At 69.6% G+C, this 19,148-nt stretch carries 22 protein-coding genes; 16 read left to right on the top strand and 6 right to left on the bottom strand.

The genetic code is table 11. The annotated features are described in order from the left end of the window. Positions 1–124: 124 nt before the first annotated feature. From KHC28_RS23350 to KHC28_RS23340, 3 genes are all read left to right on the top strand, one after another. Positions 125–376, top strand: a complete 252-nt coding sequence (locus KHC28_RS23350; protein WP_214010745.1) for a hypothetical protein — start codon at positions 125–127, stop codon at positions 374–376. Between the two features lie 226 nt (positions 377–602). After that, positions 603–1,169, top strand: a complete 567-nt coding sequence (locus KHC28_RS23345; RefSeq protein WP_214010744.1) for a TetR/AcrR family transcriptional regulator — start codon at positions 603–605, stop codon at positions 1,167–1,169. Positions 1,170–1,224: 55 nt separating this feature from the next. Next, positions 1,225–2,193: a quinone oxidoreductase family protein gene (locus tag KHC28_RS23340; protein WP_214010743.1), complete on the top strand. Its 969-nt coding sequence runs from the start codon at positions 1,225–1,227 to the stop codon at positions 2,191–2,193. A 68-nt stretch (positions 2,194–2,261) separates the two neighbouring features. Here the strand turns inward: KHC28_RS23340 and KHC28_RS23335 are convergent, their stop codons facing one another. Both KHC28_RS23335 and KHC28_RS23330 read right to left on the bottom strand, forming a co-directional pair. Next, a complete protein-coding gene (locus KHC28_RS23335) occupies positions 2,262–3,596 on the bottom strand; it encodes an ATP-binding protein (protein WP_214010742.1) in 1,335 nt (444 codons plus the stop codon). Then, positions 3,593–4,333, bottom strand: coding sequence for a response regulator (locus KHC28_RS23330; RefSeq protein WP_214010741.1), 741 nt, complete (start codon positions 4,331–4,333; stop codon positions 3,593–3,595). Before KHC28_RS23330 ends, KHC28_RS23335 begins: the two co-directional genes overlap by 4 nt. A gap of 273 nt (positions 4,334–4,606) precedes the next feature. On the opposite strand from KHC28_RS23330, the gene KHC28_RS23325 reads away from it, so the two are divergent. The 3 genes from KHC28_RS23325 (at position 4,607) to KHC28_RS27790 (ending at position 8,135) form a co-directional block, all read left to right on the top strand. Beyond that, complete coding sequence (locus KHC28_RS23325; protein ID WP_214010740.1) at positions 4,607–6,376, top strand: cytochrome c biogenesis protein DipZ; 1,770 nt, start codon at positions 4,607–4,609, stop codon at positions 6,374–6,376. A 140-nt stretch (positions 6,377–6,516) separates the two neighbouring features. After that, the gene (locus KHC28_RS23320; RefSeq protein ID WP_214010739.1) at positions 6,517–7,983 is read left to right on the top strand and encodes an aldehyde dehydrogenase; all 1,467 of its coding nucleotides are present in this window, start codon (positions 6,517–6,519) and stop codon (positions 7,981–7,983) included. 29 nt (positions 7,984–8,012) lie between these two features. Further along, positions 8,013–8,135 carry a hypothetical protein gene (locus KHC28_RS27790; protein WP_281419148.1) on the top strand — a complete coding sequence of 41 codons (123 nt, stop codon included), beginning with the start codon at positions 8,013–8,015 and terminating at the stop codon, positions 8,133–8,135. Positions 8,136–8,213: 78 nt separating this feature from the next. Here the strand turns inward: KHC28_RS27790 and KHC28_RS23315 are convergent, their stop codons facing one another. Then, positions 8,214–8,630 (bottom strand): organic hydroperoxide resistance protein, encoded by a 417-nt coding sequence (locus tag KHC28_RS23315; RefSeq protein ID WP_214010738.1) that lies wholly within the window; start codon positions 8,628–8,630, stop codon positions 8,214–8,216. Positions 8,631–8,978: 348 nt separating this feature from the next. Between KHC28_RS23315 and KHC28_RS23310 the strand changes: the two genes are divergently transcribed. Both KHC28_RS23310 and KHC28_RS23305 read left to right on the top strand, forming a co-directional pair. Then, positions 8,979–10,046: an alpha/beta fold hydrolase gene (locus tag KHC28_RS23310; RefSeq protein ID WP_214010737.1), complete on the top strand. Its 1,068-nt coding sequence runs from the start codon at positions 8,979–8,981 to the stop codon at positions 10,044–10,046. A 17-nt stretch (positions 10,047–10,063) separates the two neighbouring features. Beyond that, positions 10,064–10,603, top strand: coding sequence for a cytochrome P460 family protein (locus KHC28_RS23305; protein ID WP_214010736.1), 540 nt, complete (start codon positions 10,064–10,066; stop codon positions 10,601–10,603). A gap of 26 nt (positions 10,604–10,629) precedes the next feature. Here the strand turns inward: KHC28_RS23305 and KHC28_RS23300 are convergent, their stop codons facing one another. Continuing rightward, the gene (locus KHC28_RS23300) at positions 10,630–11,217 is read right to left on the bottom strand and encodes a hypothetical protein (RefSeq protein ID WP_214010735.1); all 588 of its coding nucleotides are present in this window, start codon (positions 11,215–11,217) and stop codon (positions 10,630–10,632) included. 131 nt (positions 11,218–11,348) lie between these two features. Here KHC28_RS23300 and KHC28_RS23295 point away from each other — a divergent pair, with 131 nt between their 5' ends. Then, a complete protein-coding gene (locus tag KHC28_RS23295) occupies positions 11,349–12,446 on the top strand; it encodes an alpha-hydroxy acid oxidase (RefSeq protein WP_214010734.1) in 1,098 nt (365 codons plus the stop codon). A 40-nt stretch (positions 12,447–12,486) separates the two neighbouring features. Here KHC28_RS23295 and KHC28_RS23290 read toward each other — a convergent pair whose 3' ends face one another. Together KHC28_RS23290 and phnF are read right to left on the bottom strand one after the other, a co-directional pair. Beyond that, entirely contained in the window at positions 12,487–13,095 is a 609-nt protein-coding gene (locus KHC28_RS23290) for a pyridoxamine 5'-phosphate oxidase family protein (RefSeq protein WP_214010733.1), read from the bottom strand. Positions 13,096–13,121: 26 nt separating this feature from the next. Next, positions 13,122–13,895, bottom strand: coding sequence for a phosphonate metabolism transcriptional regulator PhnF (gene phnF, locus KHC28_RS23285; RefSeq protein WP_214010732.1), 774 nt, complete (start codon positions 13,893–13,895; stop codon positions 13,122–13,124). 106 nt (positions 13,896–14,001) lie between these two features. Here phnF and phnG point away from each other — a divergent pair, with 106 nt between their 5' ends. From phnG to phnL, 7 genes are read left to right on the top strand one after another with little or no spacing between them, the layout of a single operon-like run. Then, positions 14,002–14,475 carry a phosphonate C-P lyase system protein PhnG gene (phnG, locus tag KHC28_RS23280; protein WP_214010731.1) on the top strand — a complete coding sequence of 158 codons (474 nt, stop codon included), beginning with the start codon at positions 14,002–14,004 and terminating at the stop codon, positions 14,473–14,475. Positions 14,476–14,477: 2 nt separating this feature from the next. Then, positions 14,478–15,074, top strand: a complete 597-nt coding sequence (gene phnH, locus KHC28_RS23275; protein WP_214010730.1) for a phosphonate C-P lyase system protein PhnH — start codon at positions 14,478–14,480, stop codon at positions 15,072–15,074. A 3-nt stretch (positions 15,075–15,077) separates the two neighbouring features. Further along, positions 15,078–16,208: a carbon-phosphorus lyase complex subunit gene (locus KHC28_RS23270; protein WP_214010729.1), complete on the top strand. Its 1,131-nt coding sequence runs from the start codon at positions 15,078–15,080 to the stop codon at positions 16,206–16,208. After that, positions 16,205–17,089, top strand: coding sequence for an alpha-D-ribose 1-methylphosphonate 5-phosphate C-P-lyase PhnJ (locus tag KHC28_RS23265; RefSeq protein ID WP_376772786.1), 885 nt, complete (start codon positions 16,205–16,207; stop codon positions 17,087–17,089). The genes KHC28_RS23270 and KHC28_RS23265 overlap by 4 nt, the downstream gene beginning before the upstream one ends. Then, complete coding sequence (locus KHC28_RS23260; protein ID WP_214010728.1) at positions 17,086–17,562, top strand: GNAT family N-acetyltransferase; 477 nt, start codon at positions 17,086–17,088, stop codon at positions 17,560–17,562. Before KHC28_RS23265 ends, KHC28_RS23260 begins: the two co-directional genes overlap by 4 nt. Beyond that, complete coding sequence (gene phnK, locus KHC28_RS23255; RefSeq protein ID WP_214010727.1) at positions 17,559–18,353, top strand: phosphonate C-P lyase system protein PhnK; 795 nt, start codon at positions 17,559–17,561, stop codon at positions 18,351–18,353. The genes KHC28_RS23260 and phnK overlap by 4 nt, the downstream gene beginning before the upstream one ends. Positions 18,354–18,364: 11 nt before the next feature. Further along, positions 18,365–19,066, top strand: a complete 702-nt coding sequence (phnL, locus tag KHC28_RS23250; RefSeq protein WP_214010726.1) for a phosphonate C-P lyase system protein PhnL — start codon at positions 18,365–18,367, stop codon at positions 19,064–19,066. Positions 19,067–19,148 lie beyond the last annotated feature (82 nt).

Here is a 19,148-nt window from a genome sequence, read left to right as displayed (position 1 = left end):
CGTCGCGAGACACACCTCCGCCAGCTAGGGTGCCGCGCGCGGCTGCTCTACTGCCCGCCGAACCGGCCTCGGATGAACCGTTCTCGGGCTTCATGGTCGCGCGCGGCGGGAGGGCGGCGTAGCCGTGGTGCAAGACGTCTGCAATCCGTCCAACATTCCGAGCCTCCGTTCCTGCGGCTGGAAGATGGGGATGGAGTGCCTGACGTGCGGGCATCGCGCCGTGCTGACTGTCGACGAACTGATGAAGCGCAGCAACGTCGGCGAGATGGGCTGCCTTGACGAAATGGCGCGTCGTGCCAGGCGTGGCCCCTGCGGCGGCAAGAGCAGCCGCTGCCAGCCGATCGAAAGCGCGACCGGGGCCAAAGAGTGGGTTTGAGAGGCGCTGTCCCAGGTCGCGGCTGGCAGATCCAAATACTCGCCGAAATGCGTTAGCAAACGCTTCCGGGCAGAAACCCGACGACGGCGTCGACCTCGTTTACATGCGTTCTGCGCCTGTGCGCCGGCCTCGATCCGTCCATTCGCTTGCGCTCGCGCGGATCACAGTGTCGGGAACGGGTCGGCAATTTATTGACCGATCGTTCCATAATAGCTATCGCTGGGCCATGGCGAGACCCAAGGAATTCGACAAGGACCTGGCACTGGATGCCGCGATCGGCGTGTTCCGCGAGCACGGCTTCGAGGGCACGTCGGCGGGCATGCTGACCGGGGCGATGAAGATTGGCCGGCAGAGCCTCTACGACACTTTCGGCGACAAGTGGCGGCTCTATTGCGCGGCCGTCGCGCGCTATGCCGAGGCGGAGACGCGGGCGCATCTTGCCGCCCTGCGCGGCGCGTCCCGCGCCATCGACGGCCTTGGCGAGATGATGCAGCGGGTGGTCGCCGAGGCCCGGCGTCCCTGTCTCGGTATCGGCTCGATCTGCGAGTTCGGCCGGCGCAGCGCGGAATTGTCCGCCATTCACGATGCTGCCCATGCCGCGCTTCAGGCCGCCATTGTCCGGCGGGTGGGCGAGGCGCAGGCGGCCGGCGATGTGCGGCCGGACCTCGACCCGCAGGAGGCCACCGGCTTCCTGCTCGGCAATGTCGCCGCCATCCGCCTCGCGGCGCGCGGTGGCGCCGACGACGCCCATCTGGCGGCGCTCGGCCGGCTGGCGCTGCGCGCCCTGCGGTGAGGCCGCGCATTTTTTTGCCGGATTATGGAATGATCAGTCAATAAAGGAGAGCGGCATGAAGACGGTGGTGATGACCCGCACGGGCGGGCCGGAGGTGCTGGAGGTGATGGAACGGCCTGACCCCGTGCCGGCCGCGGGGCAGGTGCTGGTGGAGGTCGCGGCTGCCGGCGTGAATTTCATGGATACCGGCGTGCGCCGGGGGCTCGCCTGGGCGCCCGAGCCCAATCCCAAGGTGCTCGGTGTCGAGGGAGCGGGCCGGGTGCTGGCCGTCGGCGAGGGTGGCGCCCGCTTCCGGCCCGGTGACCGGGTCGCCTGGGTCTATGCGCCGGGGAGCTATGCCGAGCGCATCGCGGTGCCGGCCGATGCCCTCGTCGCCGTACCGGACGCCATCGACGACCGCACCGCCGCCGCCGTGATGATGCAGGGGCTGACCGCCAGCCACTTCGCGACCGATTTCTACCCGGTGCAGCCGGGCGACATCGCGCTGGTGCATGCGGCGGCCGGCGGGCTCGGGCTGCTGCTCACCCAGATCGTCAGGCTGCGCGGCGGCCATGTCATCGGCCGCGTTTCCTCGCCGGACAAGGTCGCGGCCGCCCGCAATGCCGGCGCCGACCATGTGATCGTCGCGACCGGGGGAGACTTCGCCGCCGAGGCGGTGCGGCTGTCCGGCGGGGAGGGGGTGCATGTCGTCTATGACGGCTCGGGTCCAGCGACGTTCCAGGGCTCGCTCGATTCGCTGCGGCGATCCGGCACCTTCTGCTGGTACGGTCCGGTGCTGGGCGGGCCGGGGCCGCTCGACATCATGAGCCTGCCGAAGAGCATCAAGATCGGCTACGCGACCTTCTTCGACCACATCCACACGCCCGAGCTGCTGCGGGCCCGCGCCGGACAATTGTTCGAATGGATCGCCTCCGGGGCGCTGAAGGTGACAGTCGGCGCCACCTATCCGCTCGCCGACGCCGCCCGGGCGCATCGCGACATGGAGAGCCGCGCCACCACCGGCAAGCTGCTGCTGCTGCCGTGAGGCGGCCCCCGACGGCCATCCGGGCCGGGTGCTCGGCTGGCCGTCGACGGCGGCGTGCGCGGCGAGGATCAGCCGAGCCGGACCTCGGCCCGCAATCCGCCCTGCGGGCGGTTGGCAAGCGTCAGCGTGCCGCCGATCGCCAGGGCCAGCTGCTGGGCGATGGCGAGGCCGAGGCCGGTGCCGCCGGTATCGCGGTTGCGGGACTGCTCCAGCCGGTAGAAGGGTTGCAGCACCGTGTTGAGCTGATCGGGCGGGATGCCCGGCCCGTCGTCCAGCACGGCGATGATGACGACGCCTTCCGCCGTGCGGTCGATCTCGATCTCGGCCGCGCCGGCGAATTTCAGCGCGTTGTCGACGAGGTTGGTGAGGATGCGTCGCAATGCGTGCGGCCGCGTGGTCACCACCGCATCGAGGTTGCCGGCGTAGGAAACCGGCTTGCCGGTGTCCTGATAGTCGAAGGCGAGGCTGGCGACGAAGGAGCCGATATCGATGCGGGCGGGCTTTTCGACGTCGCCATGGGCGCTGCGCGCATAGGCCACCCCCTCGCGCACCAGCCGCTCGATCTCGGAGAGGTCGGCGGTCAGCTTGTCCTTCTCCGGTCCGTCCTCGGCCATTTCCGCCCGCAGCTTCATGCGGGTGATAGGGGTCTGGAGATCGTGCGAGATGGCGGCGAGGATCTGCACGCGTTCCTGTAGATAATGAGCGATCCGGTCGCGCATGGCGTTGAAGGCGCCGGCGGCATAGGCGACCTCCGCCGGTCCGCTCTCGTCCAGCCGGCCGGTGGTCCTGCCGGGCTCCAGCGCCTCGGCGGCGCCGGCGAAGCGCAGCAGCGGCCGGATCGCGAGGCGCACCGCCAGCCAGGTGAACAACAGCAGCAGCACCAGCTGGGCGGCCAGCACATAGGGGAGCCAGCTCGCCAGCGGCATCAGCTGCGGCAGGATGTCGATGGTCACCTGCGAGCCGTCGCTCAGCGTGACATGCGCCTGCAGATGCTCGCGCTGGCCGGGAATGGTCTCGACCCGGACGGGAAAGCGGCTGCCCGCCGCGGCATTGATGGTCTCGGCGATCTCGGTGGCGCGGGCGCTGAGCTCCGGTAGGCCCGGCTGGCCGGATCCCAGCTCGTAGCGATAGTTGCGGCGGGCAAGCATCGGCAGCCATTGCGGCCGCTCCGCCGCCGGCAGCCGGTCGAGCAGGGCGATGGAGGTGGCGACGTCGTATTCCAGCGTCGTCAGCATCGCCGCCTTGGCGCTCATGCTGCGCTCGGCGAACAGCACGATGAAGGACAGCGCGTGCGCGGCGGCGAGGCCGGCGAACAGGATGAGGAACAGCCGCCAGCGCAGGGTGCGCGGCACGTGGAAGACGGCGCGCAGGCGGGCGAGGCCGCTCGTTGCCGGGCCGTTCATTGCCTTGCCGTGGTGATCTCGACCGGCATGGCGAGCACATAGCCCTCGCTGCGCACGGTCTTGATGTAGGCGGGCTCGCGCGCGTCGTCGCGCAGGCGCTGGCGCAGACGACTGACCAAGAGGTCGATGGATCGCTCGAACAGCTCGGCCTCGCGACCTTGAGTGAGGTTCAGCAGCTGGTCGCGTGACAGTACACGCTGCGGATGGTCGAGAAACACCCGCAGCAGCCGGTATTCGGCGCCGCTTAACGCCACCACAGTGCCCTCCCTGTCGAGCAGATGGCGGGCGACGGTGTCGAGCTGCCACTCGCCGAAGGTCAGCAACTGGCCGAGCTCGGTGACCTGCAAGTTCGGCGGCAGCATGCGGGTGCGGCGGAGCACCGCGTTGATACGGGCGAGCAGCTCGCGCGCCGCGAAGGGCTTGGCGAGATAGTCGTCGGCGCCCATTTCCAGCCCGACGATGCGGTCGGTCTCGTCGGTGCGGGCGGTGAGCATCAGGATCGGCGTGGCCTTGTGCCGGCCGGCGCGCAGTTCGCGGCACAGCACCAGCCCGTCATCGCCGGGCATCATGACGTCGAGCACGACGAGGTCGACGCGGTCGGCTTCGAGGAAATGGCGCATCTGCCGGCCATCCGCCGCGACGGTCACGCGCAGGCCGTTCTTCTTCAGATAGCTGGACACCAGGTCGCGGATCTCGCGGTCGTCGTCGACGATCAAGATGTGGTCGATATGATCCATCCGCCCCGGGCTCCGATGATGACGCCTCTGCCTAGCATGTTCCGCCGGCGGGCGATTTCCTGGAATTGTACCCGCGTGTAGCGGGCCGTGGCGGCTGCGGGAGCTGGCGCCGCCATCTGCCGCCCTTCGGGCCGGGGCAGGGAGCGGCGTTGCTACACGCCGTTACAATTCCGGCCGGACCGAAAACATCGGCGACACGCGCGCCGGCGACATGAGCCGCCATTCCACGCGGCCGGCGCCGTCCCGGTGCCGGTTCGTCCGAAAGGATCGGCCATGACCCTTCTCGTCGTTTCCTATCTGGCGGGCGTGCTGACCATCGTCAGCCCCTGCATCCTGCCCATCCTGCCTTTCGTATTTGCACGGGCGGGGACGTCCTTCCTGCGCGGCGTGCTGCCGATGCTCGCCGGCATGGCGGTGACCTTCGCGGCGGTGGCGACGCTCGCCGCTGTCGGCGGCAGCTGGGCCGTCCACGCCAACGATGTCGGCCGTGCCGCTGCGCTGGTTCTGCTCGCGCTGTTCGGTCTCACGCTGTTGTCGCCGTCGCTGGCGGCGCGCGTGTCGGCGCCGGCCGTCGCGCTCGGCGACCGGTTGTCGCGCGGCGTCGAGGACGGCGGTGCCGGCATCGGCGGCTCGCTGCTGCTCGGCATGGCGACCGGGCTTCTGTGGGCGCCCTGCGCCGGGCCGATCCTCGGGGTGATCCTCACCGGTGCGGCGCTCAAGGGCGCGAGCGTCGAGACGACGCTGCTGCTCGCCGCCTATGCCGCCGGCGCCGCCACCTCGCTCGGCCTCGCCGTGCTGGCGGGCGGGCGCGTGCTGGGGCTGATGAAGCGCGCGCTCGGCGTCGGCGAGCGCATCCGGCGGGGGCTCGGCGTCGCCGTCCTTGCCGGCGTCGCGGTGATCGCGCTCGGGCTCGACACCAGCCTGCTGGCGCGGCTGTCCTATGCGAGCACGGCCGGCATCGAGCAGTCGCTGCTCGATCGGTTCGGTCGCGGGCCTGCCGGCGGGCCGTCCCGGCTCGCCAGCGTCGGGGCCACCATCGTCGCGGATGCACGCGTGGAGCCCTATCGCAGCAGCCTGCCGGTCGAAGGCACCCTGCCGTCGCTGGGTGGGGCGGTGAGCTGGCTCAACAGCGCGCCTTTGAGCGCCGAGGCGTTGCGCGGCAAGGTCGTGCTGGTCGATTTCTGGACCTATTCCTGCATCAACTGTATCCGCACGCTGCCCTACATCCGTGCCTGGGCCGACAAGTACAAGGACCAGGGGCTGGTGGTGATCGGCGTGCACTCGCCGGAATTCGCCTTCGAGAAGAAACTCGACAATGTGAAGGAGGCGGTGCGCGACTTCGGCATCACCTATCCGGTGGCGGTCGACAGCGATTTCAACATCTGGCGCGCCTTCGGCAACAATTACTGGCCGGCGCTGTACGTCGTCGATGCCGAGGGGCGGATCCGCTACCACCAGTTCGGAGAGGGCGGCTATGCGCGTTCCGAGCGGGTGATCCAGGATCTGCTGGCCGAAGCGGCGGGCAAGCCGCGCGCCGAGGGCGGACTGGTCGCCCCGCGGGCGGCCGGCGTTCAGGCGGCGCCCGATCTCGCCGGGATGGGCTCGCGCGAGACCTATGTCGGCTATGGACAGGCCACCGGCTTCGCGTCGCCGGAAGGCGTCGGCGCCGACCGGCCGCGCGACTACACGCCCGGTTCGACGCGCCTCAACCAATGGGGCCTCGCCGGCAACTGGACCGTGGGCGCCGAACGCGCGGCGCTCAACGCGCCCGATGGCGGGATCGTCTACCGCTTCAGCGCGCGGGACCTGAACCTCGTGCTCGGCCCCGGCGAGGCGTCGCGGCCGGTGCGTTTCCGGGTGAGCGTCGACGGCGCGGCACCCGGCGAGGATCACGGCGCGGATGTCGGGCCCGACGGCGAGGGAACGGTGTCGGAGACGCGGCTTTACCAGCTGGTGCGCCAGAGCGGGCTGGTGCGGGAGCGTCGCTTCGAGATCCGCTTCCTCGACCCCGGCGCCGAGGCCTACGCCTTCACCTTCGGCTAGGCCACATGGCCAGTTCGGATGCGGCCGCCGGGATGTCTCGGCGGCCTTTTCGTTACAATCGCAAACAATTCGGCCGCCTGTCGCACATATCGGCGATACGCCGGTCCGCCAGCCTCTCCGGATGCCAGAGGAGGCTGACCATGCCCGACATTGTCGACGAACTGACCCCCAAACTGCTCGAGTGCTTCTTCATCAACGGCGCCTGGGTTGCCGGCCATAGCGGGCGGCGTGCCACCGTCATCCATCCCGCTACCGAGGCGACGATCTTCGATGTCGCGCTGGCGGATACCGCCGACATGGATCGCGCCATCGCCGCCGCCCGCCACGCCTTCGATCACGGCCCCTGGCCGACCATGAGCGGCGGCGAGCGGGCACAGCTGATCGCGCGGCTCGCCGACCGGCTGGCGTTGCGTTCCGAGCTGCTGGCGCGCCTTGCCACCGCACAGGTCGGCATGCCCATCGGCTTTGCCGAAATGCTGATCCGCACCGGCCTTGCCCGATATCGCTACTATGCCGAACTCGCGGCCAGCTACGCCTTCGAGGATCGCCGCCCGACCGCGCGCGGCCATGCCCGCGTCCGGCGCGAGCCGGTTGGCGTGGCGGCGCTGATCGCGCCGTGGAACGCGACCTTTCCGATCACTGCGCAAAAGCTCGGTGCCGCGCTGGCGGCCGGCTGCACCTGCATCGTCAAATCGCCGGTGGAGAGCCCGGCCGAAGGGCTGATCCTCGCCGAATGCGCGATGGAGGCCGGGTTGCCCCCGGGTGTCCTCAATGTGGTGACCGCCGATCGTCCGGAGAGCGCCTATCTCGTCGCTTCGCCGGAGGTCGACAAGATCAGCTTCACCGGCAGCGTCGCCGCCGGCCGGCAGATCGGTCTCAGCGCGGCCGACCGCATGGCGCGGGTGACGCTGGAACTGGGCGGCAAGTCGGCCGCCATCCTGCTGGAGGATGTCGATCTCGCGGCGGCGCTGCCGGCGCTCGCACCCTTCACCATGCCGTTCGCCGGGCAGATCTGCTTCGCGCAGACCCGCATCCTGGCGCCGCGGTCGCGTCTTGACGAAGTGGTCGCGGCCTATGCCGGCATCGCCGGCTCGCTTCGGCTCGGCGATCCGTGGGACCGGCAGACGCAGGTCGGCCCGGTGCTGAACGCCCGCCAGCGGGACCGCATCCTCGGCTACATCGCCGAAGGCCGGGACGAGGGCGGGCGCATCGTGCTCGGCGGTGGCCAGCCGGCCGGCTTCAACCGGGGCTATTTCATCGAACCGACCGTCTTCGTCGACGTGACGCCGCAGATGGCGATTGTCCGCGAGGAGATCTTCGGCCCGGTGGTGACCGTGCAGGGCTATGCCGACGAGGAGGAGGCGATCCGCCTCGCCAATGACAGCGAGCTGGGCCTCAGCGGCAGCGTCTATGGCCGCGAGGCCGAGCATGCCTATGAGGTCGCCTGCCGGATCCGCACCGGGCAGGTCGGCATTAACGGCATGGAGCTGGCGCCCTCGGTGCCCTTCGGCGGCTACAAATCGTCCGGCCTCGGCCGCGAGGGCGGTCCGGAAGGGCTGGAAGCCTTCCTCGAGACAAAGGCTGTCTTCATGCCGGTGCCGGCATGAAACGGGTTCCGCAGCCAAGGGAGAAACAGATGCGCAGCTTTGTCATTGCCGCGACCGTGCTGGCGCTGGCCGCCTTTCCCTGCGCCTGGGACATGAACCCGCGCGAGGCGCCGCCGGTGCTGGCCATCCTCGCCGCGCCGGCCGGCCGCTGAAGCGCGTCCGACAGAAGAAGGGGCCGGGACCCGACGCGCGTCGGATCCCGGCCCCCCCTTACGGCCTGGCGATCGGCGCTACTTCACATTCAGGGTCACGTCGATGTTGCCGCGCGTCGCCTTCGAATAGGGGCAGGTCTGGTGCGCCTCCTCGACCAGGCTGCGGGCGAGTTCGGCATCGAGGCCCGGCAGTTGCACGTTGAGGCGCGCACGCAGGAAATAGGCGCCGTCCGTGGTGCCAAGATCGACCTCGGCATCGACGGCGAGATCCGCCGGCAGGGCGACCTTGCGCTTGCCGGCGGCGATGCCGATGGCGCCGATGAAGCAGGCCGACCAGCCGGCAGCGAAGAGCTGCTCGGGGTTGGTGCCGCCACCGGTGCTGCCGGGCGGCGACAGCTTGATGTCGAGCCGGCCGTCGGTGCTGCGCGAGAGGCCGTCGCGGCCGCCCGTCGTGTGGGTCTTGCCGGTGTACAGCACCTTGTCGATCGTCGTCATGGGTACGCTCCGTTGGTTCGCGCCGCACGGTGGCAGCGGACGGACGGCACATTGCAGGCGGGCATGTCCGGCATGTGTGCGGATTGGCGCGCTGCGTCTTCCGAGGTGTCCCGCACCCGGTCCGTTACATTCGGATACGCGGGTGTGCGGGAGCTGGCATGCGGCGGCGTGCATTGAGGAAGGCGTGGCGGCGAGACGTGCATTTCCGGCATCCGGCCCGCGTGTTGTATCGCAGTGTGTCGCCTCGCCGGGATCCTACACGGGCTTTCAAATCCGGCCCGATCCCACACAGCGCAGATACAGGACGGCCGTCTTCTGTGGCCGTCCCTCAGCAGGCGAGAACATCCCATGTCAGACCCGATCAACCAGCAGCGCCGCACCATGCTCGGCATGGCCGCGCTGGGGCTTGCCGCCTCTCCCCTCGTCTCCATCTCGGTGGCCTCCGCGCAATCGAGCCCGGAGCCCGCGACCCCCACCCCGGCGAGCCCTTCCGCCGGTGGCGTGCGCGGCTCGCACACCTCCTTCGGCGCGCTCAAGCATGTCGACGCCGGCGAGCTCAACGTCGCCTATGCCGAAGCCGGCCCGGCGGACGGACCGCCGGTGCTGCTGCTGCACGGCTGGCCCTATGACATCCATGCCTATGTCGATGTGGCGCCTATCCTCGCCGCCGCCGGCTATCGGGTGCTCGTCCCCTATCTGCGCGGCTATGGCGGGACGCGCTTCCGCTCCGAGGAGGCGCCGCGCAACGCCCAGCAGGCGGCGCTGGCGGTCGACGTCATCGCCTTCATGGACGCGCTGAACATCAGGACGGCGCTGCTCGGCGGCTTCGACTGGGGCGCGCGGACGGTCAACATCGTCGCCGCCCTGTGGCCGGAGCGCTGCAAGGGCATGGTGTCGGTCAGCGGCTATCTGATCGGCAGCCAGGAGGCCAATCGTGCACCGTTGCCGCCCAAGGCGGAACTGCAATGGTGGTACCAGTACTATTTCGCCACCGAGCGCGGCGAGCTCGGCTATCGCAAGTACACGAACGACTTCGCCCGGCTGATCTGGGAACTGGCCTCGCCGAAATGGGCGTTCGACGACGCCACCTTCAACCGGTCCGCCGCCGCCTTCGACAATCCCGACCATGTCGCCATCAGCATCGACAATTATCGCTGGCGACTGGGTCTGGCGCCGGGGCAGGCGAAGTACGAGGCACTCGAAAAGCGGCTCGCGGCCCTTCCGAGCATCGGCGTGCCGACCATCACCATGGAGGGCGACGCCAATGGCGCGCCGCATCCCGCTCCCGAGGCCTATGCGAAGCGGTTCACCGGCAAATACGCGTTCCGGCTGGTCACCGGCGGCATCGGCCACAACCTGCCGCAGGAGGCGCCGGAAGCCTTCGCCAAGGCGGTGATCGACGTCGACAGGCTGTGAGCCGCGGGAGACGACAGATGAAGCGGCTTTATCTGCTCGCCGGCGTCGGCGCGATCCTGACTTCCTGCGCACTGGCGGCGGTAAGCCGGGCGGATGGCGAGGCGCCAGGTAGTGCCTCTCCTAGCAGTGCCGCACCGGACAACGCCTCGCCGATCTACGGCGTCACCATCCCGCCGGGCTATCGGCAATGGGAGCTGATCGCCCCGGCGCTGGAGGATGCTCCGCTTAACGAACTGCGCGCGGTGGTCGGCAACCAGACGGCGGTCGATGCCTATCGCGCCGGCACCCTGCCGTTCCCGGACGGCACGGTGCTGGTGAAGCTGGCCTGGAAGCGCACGCCATCGCCGGAATTCGCCTCGGCGACGGTGCCGGGCATGGCCACCACGGTGCAGGTGATGGTGAAGGACTCGAAGAAATACCCCGACACCGGCGGTTGGGGCTTCGGGCGCTTCATCGACGGCAAGCCGGTCGACCGTGCCCAACACGAGACCTGCTTCGCCTGCCATGAAGCACTGGTGAAGGACCACGACTACGTCTTCACCCGCTACGCGCCGTGAGACGGTCGGCGCAGGTCTCGCGCCGGTCAGTGCCCCTGCAGCAGCAGCCAGCCGGCGACGGTCGCGGCGATGCCGGCGAGCAGGCCGATGAAGAAGGCGCCGGCCCCGCTCCGCCGCGGCTCGACAGTCGAGGCGGCGGCCGGCGCCGGGGGATGGTGCGGCAGCGGGCGCGGCGCCTCGGGTTCAGGCGGCGCACTGGTGGCGATCGCCTGCTCGCGGGCGATGAGCCGGCGGGCGACATAGCGCGTCACCGCATCGGCGATGTCGTTCGGATTGGTGCTTTCGGCGAGCACCCGCCGGCCGGAGCGGGTGTCCTGCAGGAAGCGGAAGGTGCGCCGGTCGCGTCCCAGAGTCACATGCGCGACCATGTCGACGAACAGGCGCGGGGTCTCGCCCGGCATCAGCCCGCGATCGAACAGGTCGGCATGTTCCAGCGGTACCTCGGCGAAGACCGGGTCGAGAATCTCGTTGAGCATGGACAGGCGGGCGAGGCTGGCGTCGCGCAGCTCGACGATGACGCCGGCCTGTTCGGCAGCCTCCACCCGCGCGGCGCGGATCGCCTCGCGCAGCGACAGACCGGACGCATCGTCCCGCTGGTGGCGGCCTTCTTCCATGGATCCCCCGCTTATCGCCTGCGAGACTAGCTGGCGACTCAGGCGCCTGCCATACGCAGGCTCCGACTATGCTCCTCTTGGGTTAATAGATGGCCTGCATTAAGGCGGGCGGGAGTGGCAGCGGAGCGGATATGGCAAGGTTCGAGATTCCCGAGGGCGTGGTGGCGGTGGAGGACTACGAGCCGGTCGCCCGAGAGCGGCTGGGGCGGGAGGCCTGGGGCTATTATTCCGGCGGCGCCGCCGACGAGGCGACGCTGCGCTGGAACCGCGAGGCCTTCGCGCGCCTGCGACTGAAGAGCCGTGCCTTACCGGAGATCGCCGGCGGCGGCACCGGGCTGCGGCTGTTCGGGCAGGATTTCGCGCATCCGATCCTCGTCGCGCCGACCGCGCATCACCGGCTCGCCGATCCGGCCGGCGAACTGGCGACGCTGGTTGGGGCCGGCGGCGCCAAGGCCGGCATGGTGGTGAGCACCGAGGCGGACGTGACGCTGGAGGAGATCGCGGCGGCGGCGCGTACCCCGCTATGGTTCCAGCTCTACATCCAGCACGAACGCGGCTACACGCTGGAGTTGGTGCGCCGCGCCGAGGCGGCGGGCTATGGCGCGCTGGTGGTGACGGTGGACGCGCCGGTGTTCGGCATGCGCAACACCGAGCAGCGGGCCGGCTACAAGCCGCCCAAGCTTTCGCAGCACGCCAACCTCGCCGGCCTGCACACCAGCTATTTCGCCCATGCCGAGCTCGGCGAGAGCCTGATGTTCGGCGGCTTCATGGATGTGGCGGCGCGCTGGGCCGACATCGAACGGCTGCGCGCGGTCACGAAATTGCCGATCATCCTCAAGGGGATACTCTGCGAGGAGGATGCCGAGCGGGCGATCGGCGCCGGCGCCGATGGCCTCGTCGTCTCCAATCATGGCGGCCGGGTGCTCGACACGCTGCCGGCCAGCATCGAGGCGCTGCCGCGGGTGGCGAAGGCGGTCGGCGGCCGGGTGCCGGTGCTGATGGATGGCGGCATCCGGCGCGGCACCGACGTGCTGAAGGCGCTGGCGCTGGGGGCGAGCGCGGTGATGGTCGGCCGGCCGGTGCTCTACGGGCTGGCGGTGGCCGGGCCGGCCGGCGTCGCCCATGTGCTGCATCTCCTGCGCTGCGAGCTGGAGATTGCCATGGTGATGACCGGATGCAGTCGGCTCGACGAGATCGGCCCGCAGGTGCTGTGGGACGCAGGCACCTGATTTTTCGTCGCTTTCCGCCGATGCGGCGAGGGCGACCTACCTAGTAGAGCGTCTCGCGGTAGCGCTGGAGCATTTCCGCCTGGGTCTCGGCGGTGGCGAGGCGGAGCTGGTCGCGCAGCATCTCGCCCATGCTCGGCAGGCTGTCGCGGGGGACGAAATGCGCCGGGTCCCAGGCATGCGAGCGCATGAAGGCCTTGGCGCAGTGCAGATAGGCCTCCTCGACCGCAACGCGCAGCACGGTGGCCGGCTGGCGCCCGTCCACCTCGAAGCGGGCACGCAGATCGGCGTCGTCATGGATGGTGGCGCGGCCGTTCACCCGGAGCGTCTCGTCGACCCCCGGTACCAGGAAAAGCAGGCCGATTGCCGGGTTGGTGAGGAGATTCGTCAGCGTATCCAGTCGGTTATTGCCGGGGCGGTCGGGGATCAGCAGCGTCGTCTCGTCTTCCGCCACCACGAAGCCGGGCGCGTCGCCGCGCGGGGTGACGTCGGCGCGGCCATCGGCGCCGTAGCTGCCCACCATCACCAGCGGCGAGACGGCGATCAGGTGCTGGCAGTGAATATCGAGCGCCGGCAATACCTTGCGCCGGCTGCGTTCTCGCGCCTCGCCATAGATGGCGCGCAGTTCCTCGGGGCTGGTGATGCGGGCCATCGGCGTCTCCTTGCTCAGTTCTTGGCTCAGTTCTTGACGATCAGCTGTACACGGTCGGCGGAAAAACGGGCACGGGTGAACTGAAGCGGCCGGCGCTGCGGGTCGCCATTGATGCTCTCCACCACCATCACCGCGCGGCCGGGAGGTAGGGCGAGCAAGGTGCGCTCCTCCTCGTCGGCGAGACGGGCGGTGATGCGGGTCTCCAGCCGCCTGTAATCGCCGAGGCCGAGGGCTTCCAGCGCGCGGGTGACCGAGCCGGTGGCGGCGGCGATCAGGTCGAGGTCGCGGCAGCGCTCGGCAATATACCAATGCGTGCCGATGGTTAGCGGCACATTGTCGGCCTCGCGCAGCATGTCGAGCCGCAGCACCTGCGTGCCGGGGGCGACCCGCAGCGCGGTGGCGATGTCGGGCGTGGCCGCTTCGACCTGCGAGGCGATCACCCGTCCGCCGGGTGCGCGGCCCTCGCCGGAGACGATCTCTGAGAAGCGGGTACGCGGGCTGATCGGATAGCGCAGCGGCGGCTCCTTCACGAAGGTGCCGCGACCGGGGGTCGCCTCGACAAGTCCTTGATCGGTCAGCGTTGCCAGCGCCCGGCGCAGGGTGTGGCGGTTGACGCCGAAGCGCTCGGCGAGTTCCGCCTCGGTAGGCAGGCGGGCGCCGGGCTTCAGCCGGCCCTCGGAAATATCCGCCTCGATGCGTTCGGCGATCTGCTTCCACAGGGCGACGCCGCTGCCGCGCGCGACATCGGAGGGTGCCTCGTCGGAGGGGGGCGTCATCGGCGTGTCGTCGGTGTCGGTCATCAAGGGCGTGTTCCGTCGCGAACGGCTATTGCGCATTTGTATAGATTAATATACAAAGTCGGCGTGGTTGTAAACCATATGCTGAAGGCGAGGCCGGATCGAACCGATGCCGAACGATTCAAAAAATTCAAGCCATCATAATGAGATAGCAGCGCGCCAGGCCGCGCTGGCGACGCTGGCCCGTGCCCGGCGCGACGAGCTGGAATCGATGCTCGCGCATCTGGCGCCGCTGCCGGTGGCCGGTGATCTGCGGCCGGCGGAGGTTGGGCTGGTGATGTTGCGGGGGCGCACGGGGGGCGACGGGGCGCCGTTCAACCTCGGCGAGGCGACCGTCAGCCGCGCCGCCATCCGCGTCGAAGGCGGGGCGACGGGCTTCGGCTACCGGCTCGGGCGCGACGTCGCCGCCGCCCGCCACGGGGCGCTGATCGATGCGCTGTGGCAGGACGCGCGGCGGCGCGACGCGGTGGAGGCGGCGCTCGCTCCGGTGCGGGCGCGGCTCGCGACCGAGGCGCGCACGGTGCGGGCCGAGACGGCGGCGACCAAGGTCGACTTCTTCACACTGGTGCGCGGAGAGGATTAATCGTGCAGACGCAAGAACTTGCACGCGGCTTTGCCGATCCGGTCCTCGAGGCGCAGGGGGCGTTTCGCGCCGCCATGTGGGCGCTCTCCCGGCCCGGCCAGCCGCAGGAACTGACGACGGAACTCGTGCCGCCGGCGCCGCTGTCGCCGGAAGCGGCGGCGCTGGCGCTGGCGCTTTGCGACTATGAGACGCCGGTTTTCCTCGACGCGGCACTGGCGGCGGAGCGGGCGGTGGCGGACTTCCTGCGCTTCCACACCGGGGCGCCGATCACGGAAGATCCGGGCGAGGCGCGCTTCGCCATTATCGCCAATCCGATGGAATTGCTCGATTTTTCGCAATTTTCGCCGGGCTCTCCCGACTTCCCCGACGCCTCGACGACGCTGATCCTGCAGGTCGCGGGCTTCGCCGGTCACGGCTTCATGCTGGAAGGGCCGGGCATCAAGGGGCGCATCGGCTTCGGGGCGACGCCGCTGCCGGGCGATTTCCCGGCGCGGATGGCGGCGAACCGGGCGTTGTTTCCGCGCGGCGTCGACCTGTTGCTGGCCGGCGCGGGACAGGTCGCCGGGCTGCCGCGCTCGGTCGCGGTGAAGGGGGCTTGAGCGATGTATGTAGCGGCCAAGGGTGGCGAGAAGGCCATCCGCAACGCACACAAGCTGCTGGCTAAGCGGCGGCGCGGAAACAAGAATCTGCCTTCGGTCACGCTGGAGCAGATCGCCTCCCAGCTCTCGCTCGCGGTCGACCGGGTGATGGCGGAGGGCTCGCTCTACGACACGCATCTGGCGGCGCTGGCCATCAAGCAGGCGCGCGGCGACCTGATCGAGGCGATCTTCCTGATCCGCGCCTTCCGCACCACGCTGCCGCGCTTCGGCGCTTCGCAGCCGCTCGATACCGGCGACATGCTGGTGCGGCGGCGGGTATCGGCGACCTTCAAGGACCTGCCGGGCGGGCAACTGCTCGGCCCGACCTTCGACTATACCCATCGGTTGCTGGATACCTCGTTGGCGACGGCCGATCAGGCCGGTGAGGTGGACGATCAGGCCAACGCCGCGCCGGCGCTGTCCGATGCGGCCGATGCGGCATCAAAAATGCCGCGCGTGACCGATTTGATCGGCGCCGAGGGGCTGATCGAGGCCTCTCCCGTCGATGCCGGCGGCGAGCCCTTCGACATCACCCGCGCGCCGGTGAGCTTCCCGGTCGACCGCGCCACTCGCCTGCAGACTCTGGCGCGCGGCGACGAGGGCTACCTGCTCGCGCTCGGCTATTCCACCCAGCGCGGCTATGCCCGCTCGCATCCCTTTGTCGGCGAGATCCGCTTCGGCGATGTCGAGGTGATCCTCGACGTGCCGGAGCTGGGCTTCCCGGTCTCCATCGGCGAAGTGCAGGTGACCGAGTGCCAGATGGTGAACCAGTTCAAGGGTTCGGCCGCCGAGCCACCGCAGTTCACCCGCGGCTATGGCCTCGTCTTCGGGCAATGCGAGCGCAAGGCGATGTCGATGGCGCTGGTCGAGCGGGCGCTGCGCTGGCAGGAGCTCGGCGAGGAGCCGGGCGCGCCGGCGCAGGACGAGGAATTCGTGCTCTCCCACTGCGACAACGTGCAGGCGACCGGCTTCGTCGAGCATCTGAAGCTGCCGCACTATGTCGACTTCCAGGCGGAGCTGGATCTGGTGCGGCGGATGCGTGCCGAGGCTTCAGGAAAGCCGGCTGCCGACGAGATGAAGGAGGCGGCGGAATGAGCGGGATGCCGGAAATCTCCTACAACTTCGCCTATCTCGACGAGCAGACCAAAAGGATGATCCGCCGGGCGATCCTGAAGGCGATCGCCATTCCCGGCTATCAGGTGCCGTTCGCGGCGCGCGAGATGCCGATGCCCTATGGCTGGGGCACCGGCGGCGTGCAGGTGACCGCCGCCGTGCTCGGCCCCGACGATGTGCTCAAGGTGATCGACCAGGGGGCGGACGACACCACCAATGCGGTGGCGATCCGCGGCTTCTTCGAGAAGACGGCCGGGGTGGCGACCACCACCGCGACCACGCAGGCGAGCATCATCCAGACCCGGCACCGCATCCCGGAGACGGCGCTCGCCGAGAACCAGATCCTCGTCTACCAGGTGCCGATTCCCGAGCCGCTGCGGTTTCTCGAGCCGCGCGAGACCGAGACGCGGCAGCTGCACGCGCTCGCCGAATACGGCCTCATGCATGTGAAGCTGTATGAGGACATCGCCCGGCACGGGCACATCGCCACCACCTATGCCTATCCGGTGGAAGTGGCCGGACGCTATGTGATGGATCCCTCGCCGATCCCGAAATTCGACAACCCCAAGATGGACGACTGCCCGGCGCTGCAGCTGTTCGGCGCCGGGCGCGAGAAGCGCATCTACGCCATCCCGCCCTACACCACGGTGCGCTCGCTGGATTTCGAGGACCACCCGTTCAAGGTGCAGCGCTTCGCCAAGCCCTGCGCGCTGTGCGCGGCGACCGGGGTCTATCTCGACGAGGTGATCCTCGACGACAAAGGAGGGCGGATGTTCGTCTGCTCCGACACCGACCATTGCAACACGCGGCAGGCGCAGGGGCATCGCGGCGAGATGGCGGCGCCGGCGGGAGAGGCGGCATGAGCGCGACCAACGTCTCCGTGCGCCCGGCCGGGCCGGCGGACCTGCCGGCGGTGCTGGCGCTCTATCGCGAGCTCGACGCCGAGGATGTGCATGACCTCGCCGAGGCGCGCGCCGTGTTCGACCGCATGGCCCGCTATCCCGACTACGCGCTCTATGTCGCCGAGGTCGATGGTGCCGTGCTCGGCACCTTCACCCTGCTGGTGATGGAAAACATCGCCCACCGGGGCTCGCGCACCGGCATCATCGAGGCGGTGGCGGTGAGCGCCGCCGCGCAGGGGCAGGGCATCGGCCGCGCCATGATGGGCGTGGCGCTCGACATGGCGCGCGAGAAGGGCTGCTACAAGGCGGCGCTCTCCACCCGCATGGCGCGCGAGCGGGCGCATGCCTTCTATGAGAGCCTCGGCTTCCGCCGGCACGGCTTCAGCTTCTACACCGATCTTCAGGAGGCCCCGGCTTCCGGGGAGGCGGCATGAACGCGACGCTACCGTCCGACGACGCCCCGCTGCTCGTCGCCGAGGGGCTCGGCAAGAATTACGGCACCCGCATCGGCTGCCGCGACGTGTCGCTGGAGGTGTTCCCCGGCGAGGTGCTGGCGGTGGTGGGGGAGAGCGGCTCGGGCAAGTCGACGCTGCTCGGCCTGCTCTCCACCGAGCTGGCGGCCAGCGCCGGGCGCGTCAGCTACCGCATGCGCGACGGCGCGTTGCGCGACCTCGCCGGCCTCGGCCCGGCGGAACGGCGGCTCTTGATGCGCACCGACTGGGGCTTCGTGCGGCAGAACCCGGCGGACGGGCTGCGCATGGCGGTCTCCGCCGGCGGCAATGTCGGCGAGCGGCTGATGGCGGTGGGCTGGCGCCACTACGGCAATATCCGCGAAGAGGCGACCGACTGGCTCGGCCGGGTCGAGATCGCCGCCGACCGCATCGACGACGATCCCCGCGCGTTCTCCGGCGGCATGCGCCAGCGGCTGCAGATCGCCCGGAACCTGGTGACGAAACCCCGCCTCGTCTTCATGGACGAGCCGACCGGCGGGCTCGACGTCTCCGTGCAGGCGCGGCTGCTCGACCTGATCCGCTCGCTGGTCAGCGAGATGGGGCTGGCGGTGGTGATCGTCACCCATGACCTCGCGGTGGCGCGGCTGTTGTCGCACCGCATGGTGGTGATGCGCCACGGAAGGGTGATCGAGACCGGGCTGACCGACCAGGTGCTTGACGATCCGCGCGAGCCTTATACCCAGCTGCTGGTTTCCTCGGTGCTGGCGGCGTGAGGGGAATGACGATGAGCGAACCCATCCTTTCCGTTTCCGGCGTCGAGAAGAGCTTCGTGCTGCATCTGCGCGGCGGGGCGCGGCTGCCGGTGGTCTCCGGCGCCGGCTTCGAGCTCCATCCCGGCGAATGCGTGGCGCTGGGCGGGCCGTCCGGCGCCGGCAAGAGCTCGCTGCTCAAGATGGTGTACGGCAATTACCGCATCGATGCCGGGCACATATTGGTGCGCGACGGCGACGAGAGCATCGACGTCGCCAGCTGCGCGCCGCGCCGGCTGATGAAGCTGCGGGCGACCACCATGGGCTATGTCAGCCAGTTCCTGCGGGTGATCCCGCGCGTCGGCGCGCTCGACGTGGTGGCCGAGCCGCTCATCGGCGACGGCATCCCGCGCGAGGAGGCGACCGGGCGGGCCGGGGCGCTGCTCGCCCGGCTGAACCTGCCGGAGCGGCTGTGGAGCCTGCCGCCGGCCACCTTCTCCGGCGGCGAGCAGCAGCGGGTGAACATTGCCCGCGGGCTGATCGCCCATCGCCCGCTGCTCCTGATGGACGAGCCGACCGCCTCGCTCGACGCCGCCAACCGGCAGGTGGTGATCGGCCTGATCGAGGAGAAGAAGCGGGCCGGCGTCGCCATTCTCGGCATCTTCCACGACGCGGAAGTGCGCGAGGCGGTGTGCGACCGGGTGATCGACGTGACGGAATTCGCAAAGGCAGCGTGACCGGGCCGCGTGAGGTGTACGACAAAACAGGCTGTTCATGATGTTTCGAGCGTTCAGATGCCTGCCGGCTGCCATCGTATTC

It is taken from the genome of Ancylobacter sonchi (genome assembly GCF_018390695.1).
In the GTDB taxonomy this organism is placed as follows: domain Bacteria; phylum Pseudomonadota; class Alphaproteobacteria; order Rhizobiales; family Xanthobacteraceae; genus Ancylobacter; species Ancylobacter sonchi.
This window is presented reverse-complemented; position numbering and strand designations above follow the sequence as displayed.

Excerpts from the sequence above, each read along its gene's own strand:
- KHC28_RS23345 (WP_214010744.1), top strand. The coding sequence starts at position 603 with ATGGCGAGACCCAAGGAATTCGACAAGGACCTGGCACTGGATGCCGCG.
- KHC28_RS23340 (WP_214010743.1), top strand. The coding sequence starts at position 1,225 with ATGAAGACGGTGGTGATGACCCGCACGGGCGGGCCGGAGGTGCTGGAG.
- KHC28_RS23335 (WP_214010742.1), bottom strand. The coding sequence starts at position 3,596 with ATGAACGGCCCGGCAACGAGCGGCCTCGCCCGCCTGCGCGCCGTCTTC.
- KHC28_RS23330 (WP_214010741.1), bottom strand. The coding sequence starts at position 4,333 with ATGGATCATATCGACCACATCTTGATCGTCGACGACGACCGCGAGATC.
- KHC28_RS23325 (WP_214010740.1), top strand. The coding sequence starts at position 4,607 with ATGACCCTTCTCGTCGTTTCCTATCTGGCGGGCGTGCTGACCATCGTC.
- KHC28_RS23320 (WP_214010739.1), top strand. The coding sequence starts at position 6,517 with ATGCCCGACATTGTCGACGAACTGACCCCCAAACTGCTCGAGTGCTTC.
- KHC28_RS27790 (WP_281419148.1), top strand. The coding sequence starts at position 8,013 with ATGCGCAGCTTTGTCATTGCCGCGACCGTGCTGGCGCTGGCCGCCTTT.
- KHC28_RS23315 (WP_214010738.1), bottom strand. The coding sequence starts at position 8,630 with ATGACGACGATCGACAAGGTGCTGTACACCGGCAAGACCCACACGACG.
- KHC28_RS23310 (WP_214010737.1), top strand. The coding sequence starts at position 8,979 with ATGTCAGACCCGATCAACCAGCAGCGCCGCACCATGCTCGGCATGGCC.
- KHC28_RS23305 (WP_214010736.1), top strand. The coding sequence starts at position 10,064 with ATGAAGCGGCTTTATCTGCTCGCCGGCGTCGGCGCGATCCTGACTTCC.
- KHC28_RS23300 (WP_214010735.1), bottom strand. The coding sequence starts at position 11,217 with ATGGAAGAAGGCCGCCACCAGCGGGACGATGCGTCCGGTCTGTCGCTG.
- KHC28_RS23295 (WP_214010734.1), top strand. The coding sequence starts at position 11,349 with ATGGCAAGGTTCGAGATTCCCGAGGGCGTGGTGGCGGTGGAGGACTAC.
- KHC28_RS23290 (WP_214010733.1), bottom strand. The coding sequence starts at position 13,095 with ATGGCCCGCATCACCAGCCCCGAGGAACTGCGCGCCATCTATGGCGAG.
- phnF (WP_214010732.1), bottom strand. The coding sequence starts at position 13,895 with ATGACCGACACCGACGACACGCCGATGACGCCCCCCTCCGACGAGGCA.
- phnG (WP_214010731.1), top strand. The coding sequence starts at position 14,002 with ATGCCGAACGATTCAAAAAATTCAAGCCATCATAATGAGATAGCAGCG.
- KHC28_RS23270 (WP_214010729.1), top strand. The coding sequence starts at position 15,078 with ATGTATGTAGCGGCCAAGGGTGGCGAGAAGGCCATCCGCAACGCACAC.
- KHC28_RS23265 (WP_376772786.1), top strand. The coding sequence starts at position 16,205 with ATGAGCGGGATGCCGGAAATCTCCTACAACTTCGCCTATCTCGACGAG.
- KHC28_RS23260 (WP_214010728.1), top strand. The coding sequence starts at position 17,086 with ATGAGCGCGACCAACGTCTCCGTGCGCCCGGCCGGGCCGGCGGACCTG.
- phnK (WP_214010727.1), top strand. The coding sequence starts at position 17,559 with ATGAACGCGACGCTACCGTCCGACGACGCCCCGCTGCTCGTCGCCGAG.
- phnL (WP_214010726.1), top strand. The coding sequence starts at position 18,365 with ATGAGCGAACCCATCCTTTCCGTTTCCGGCGTCGAGAAGAGCTTCGTG.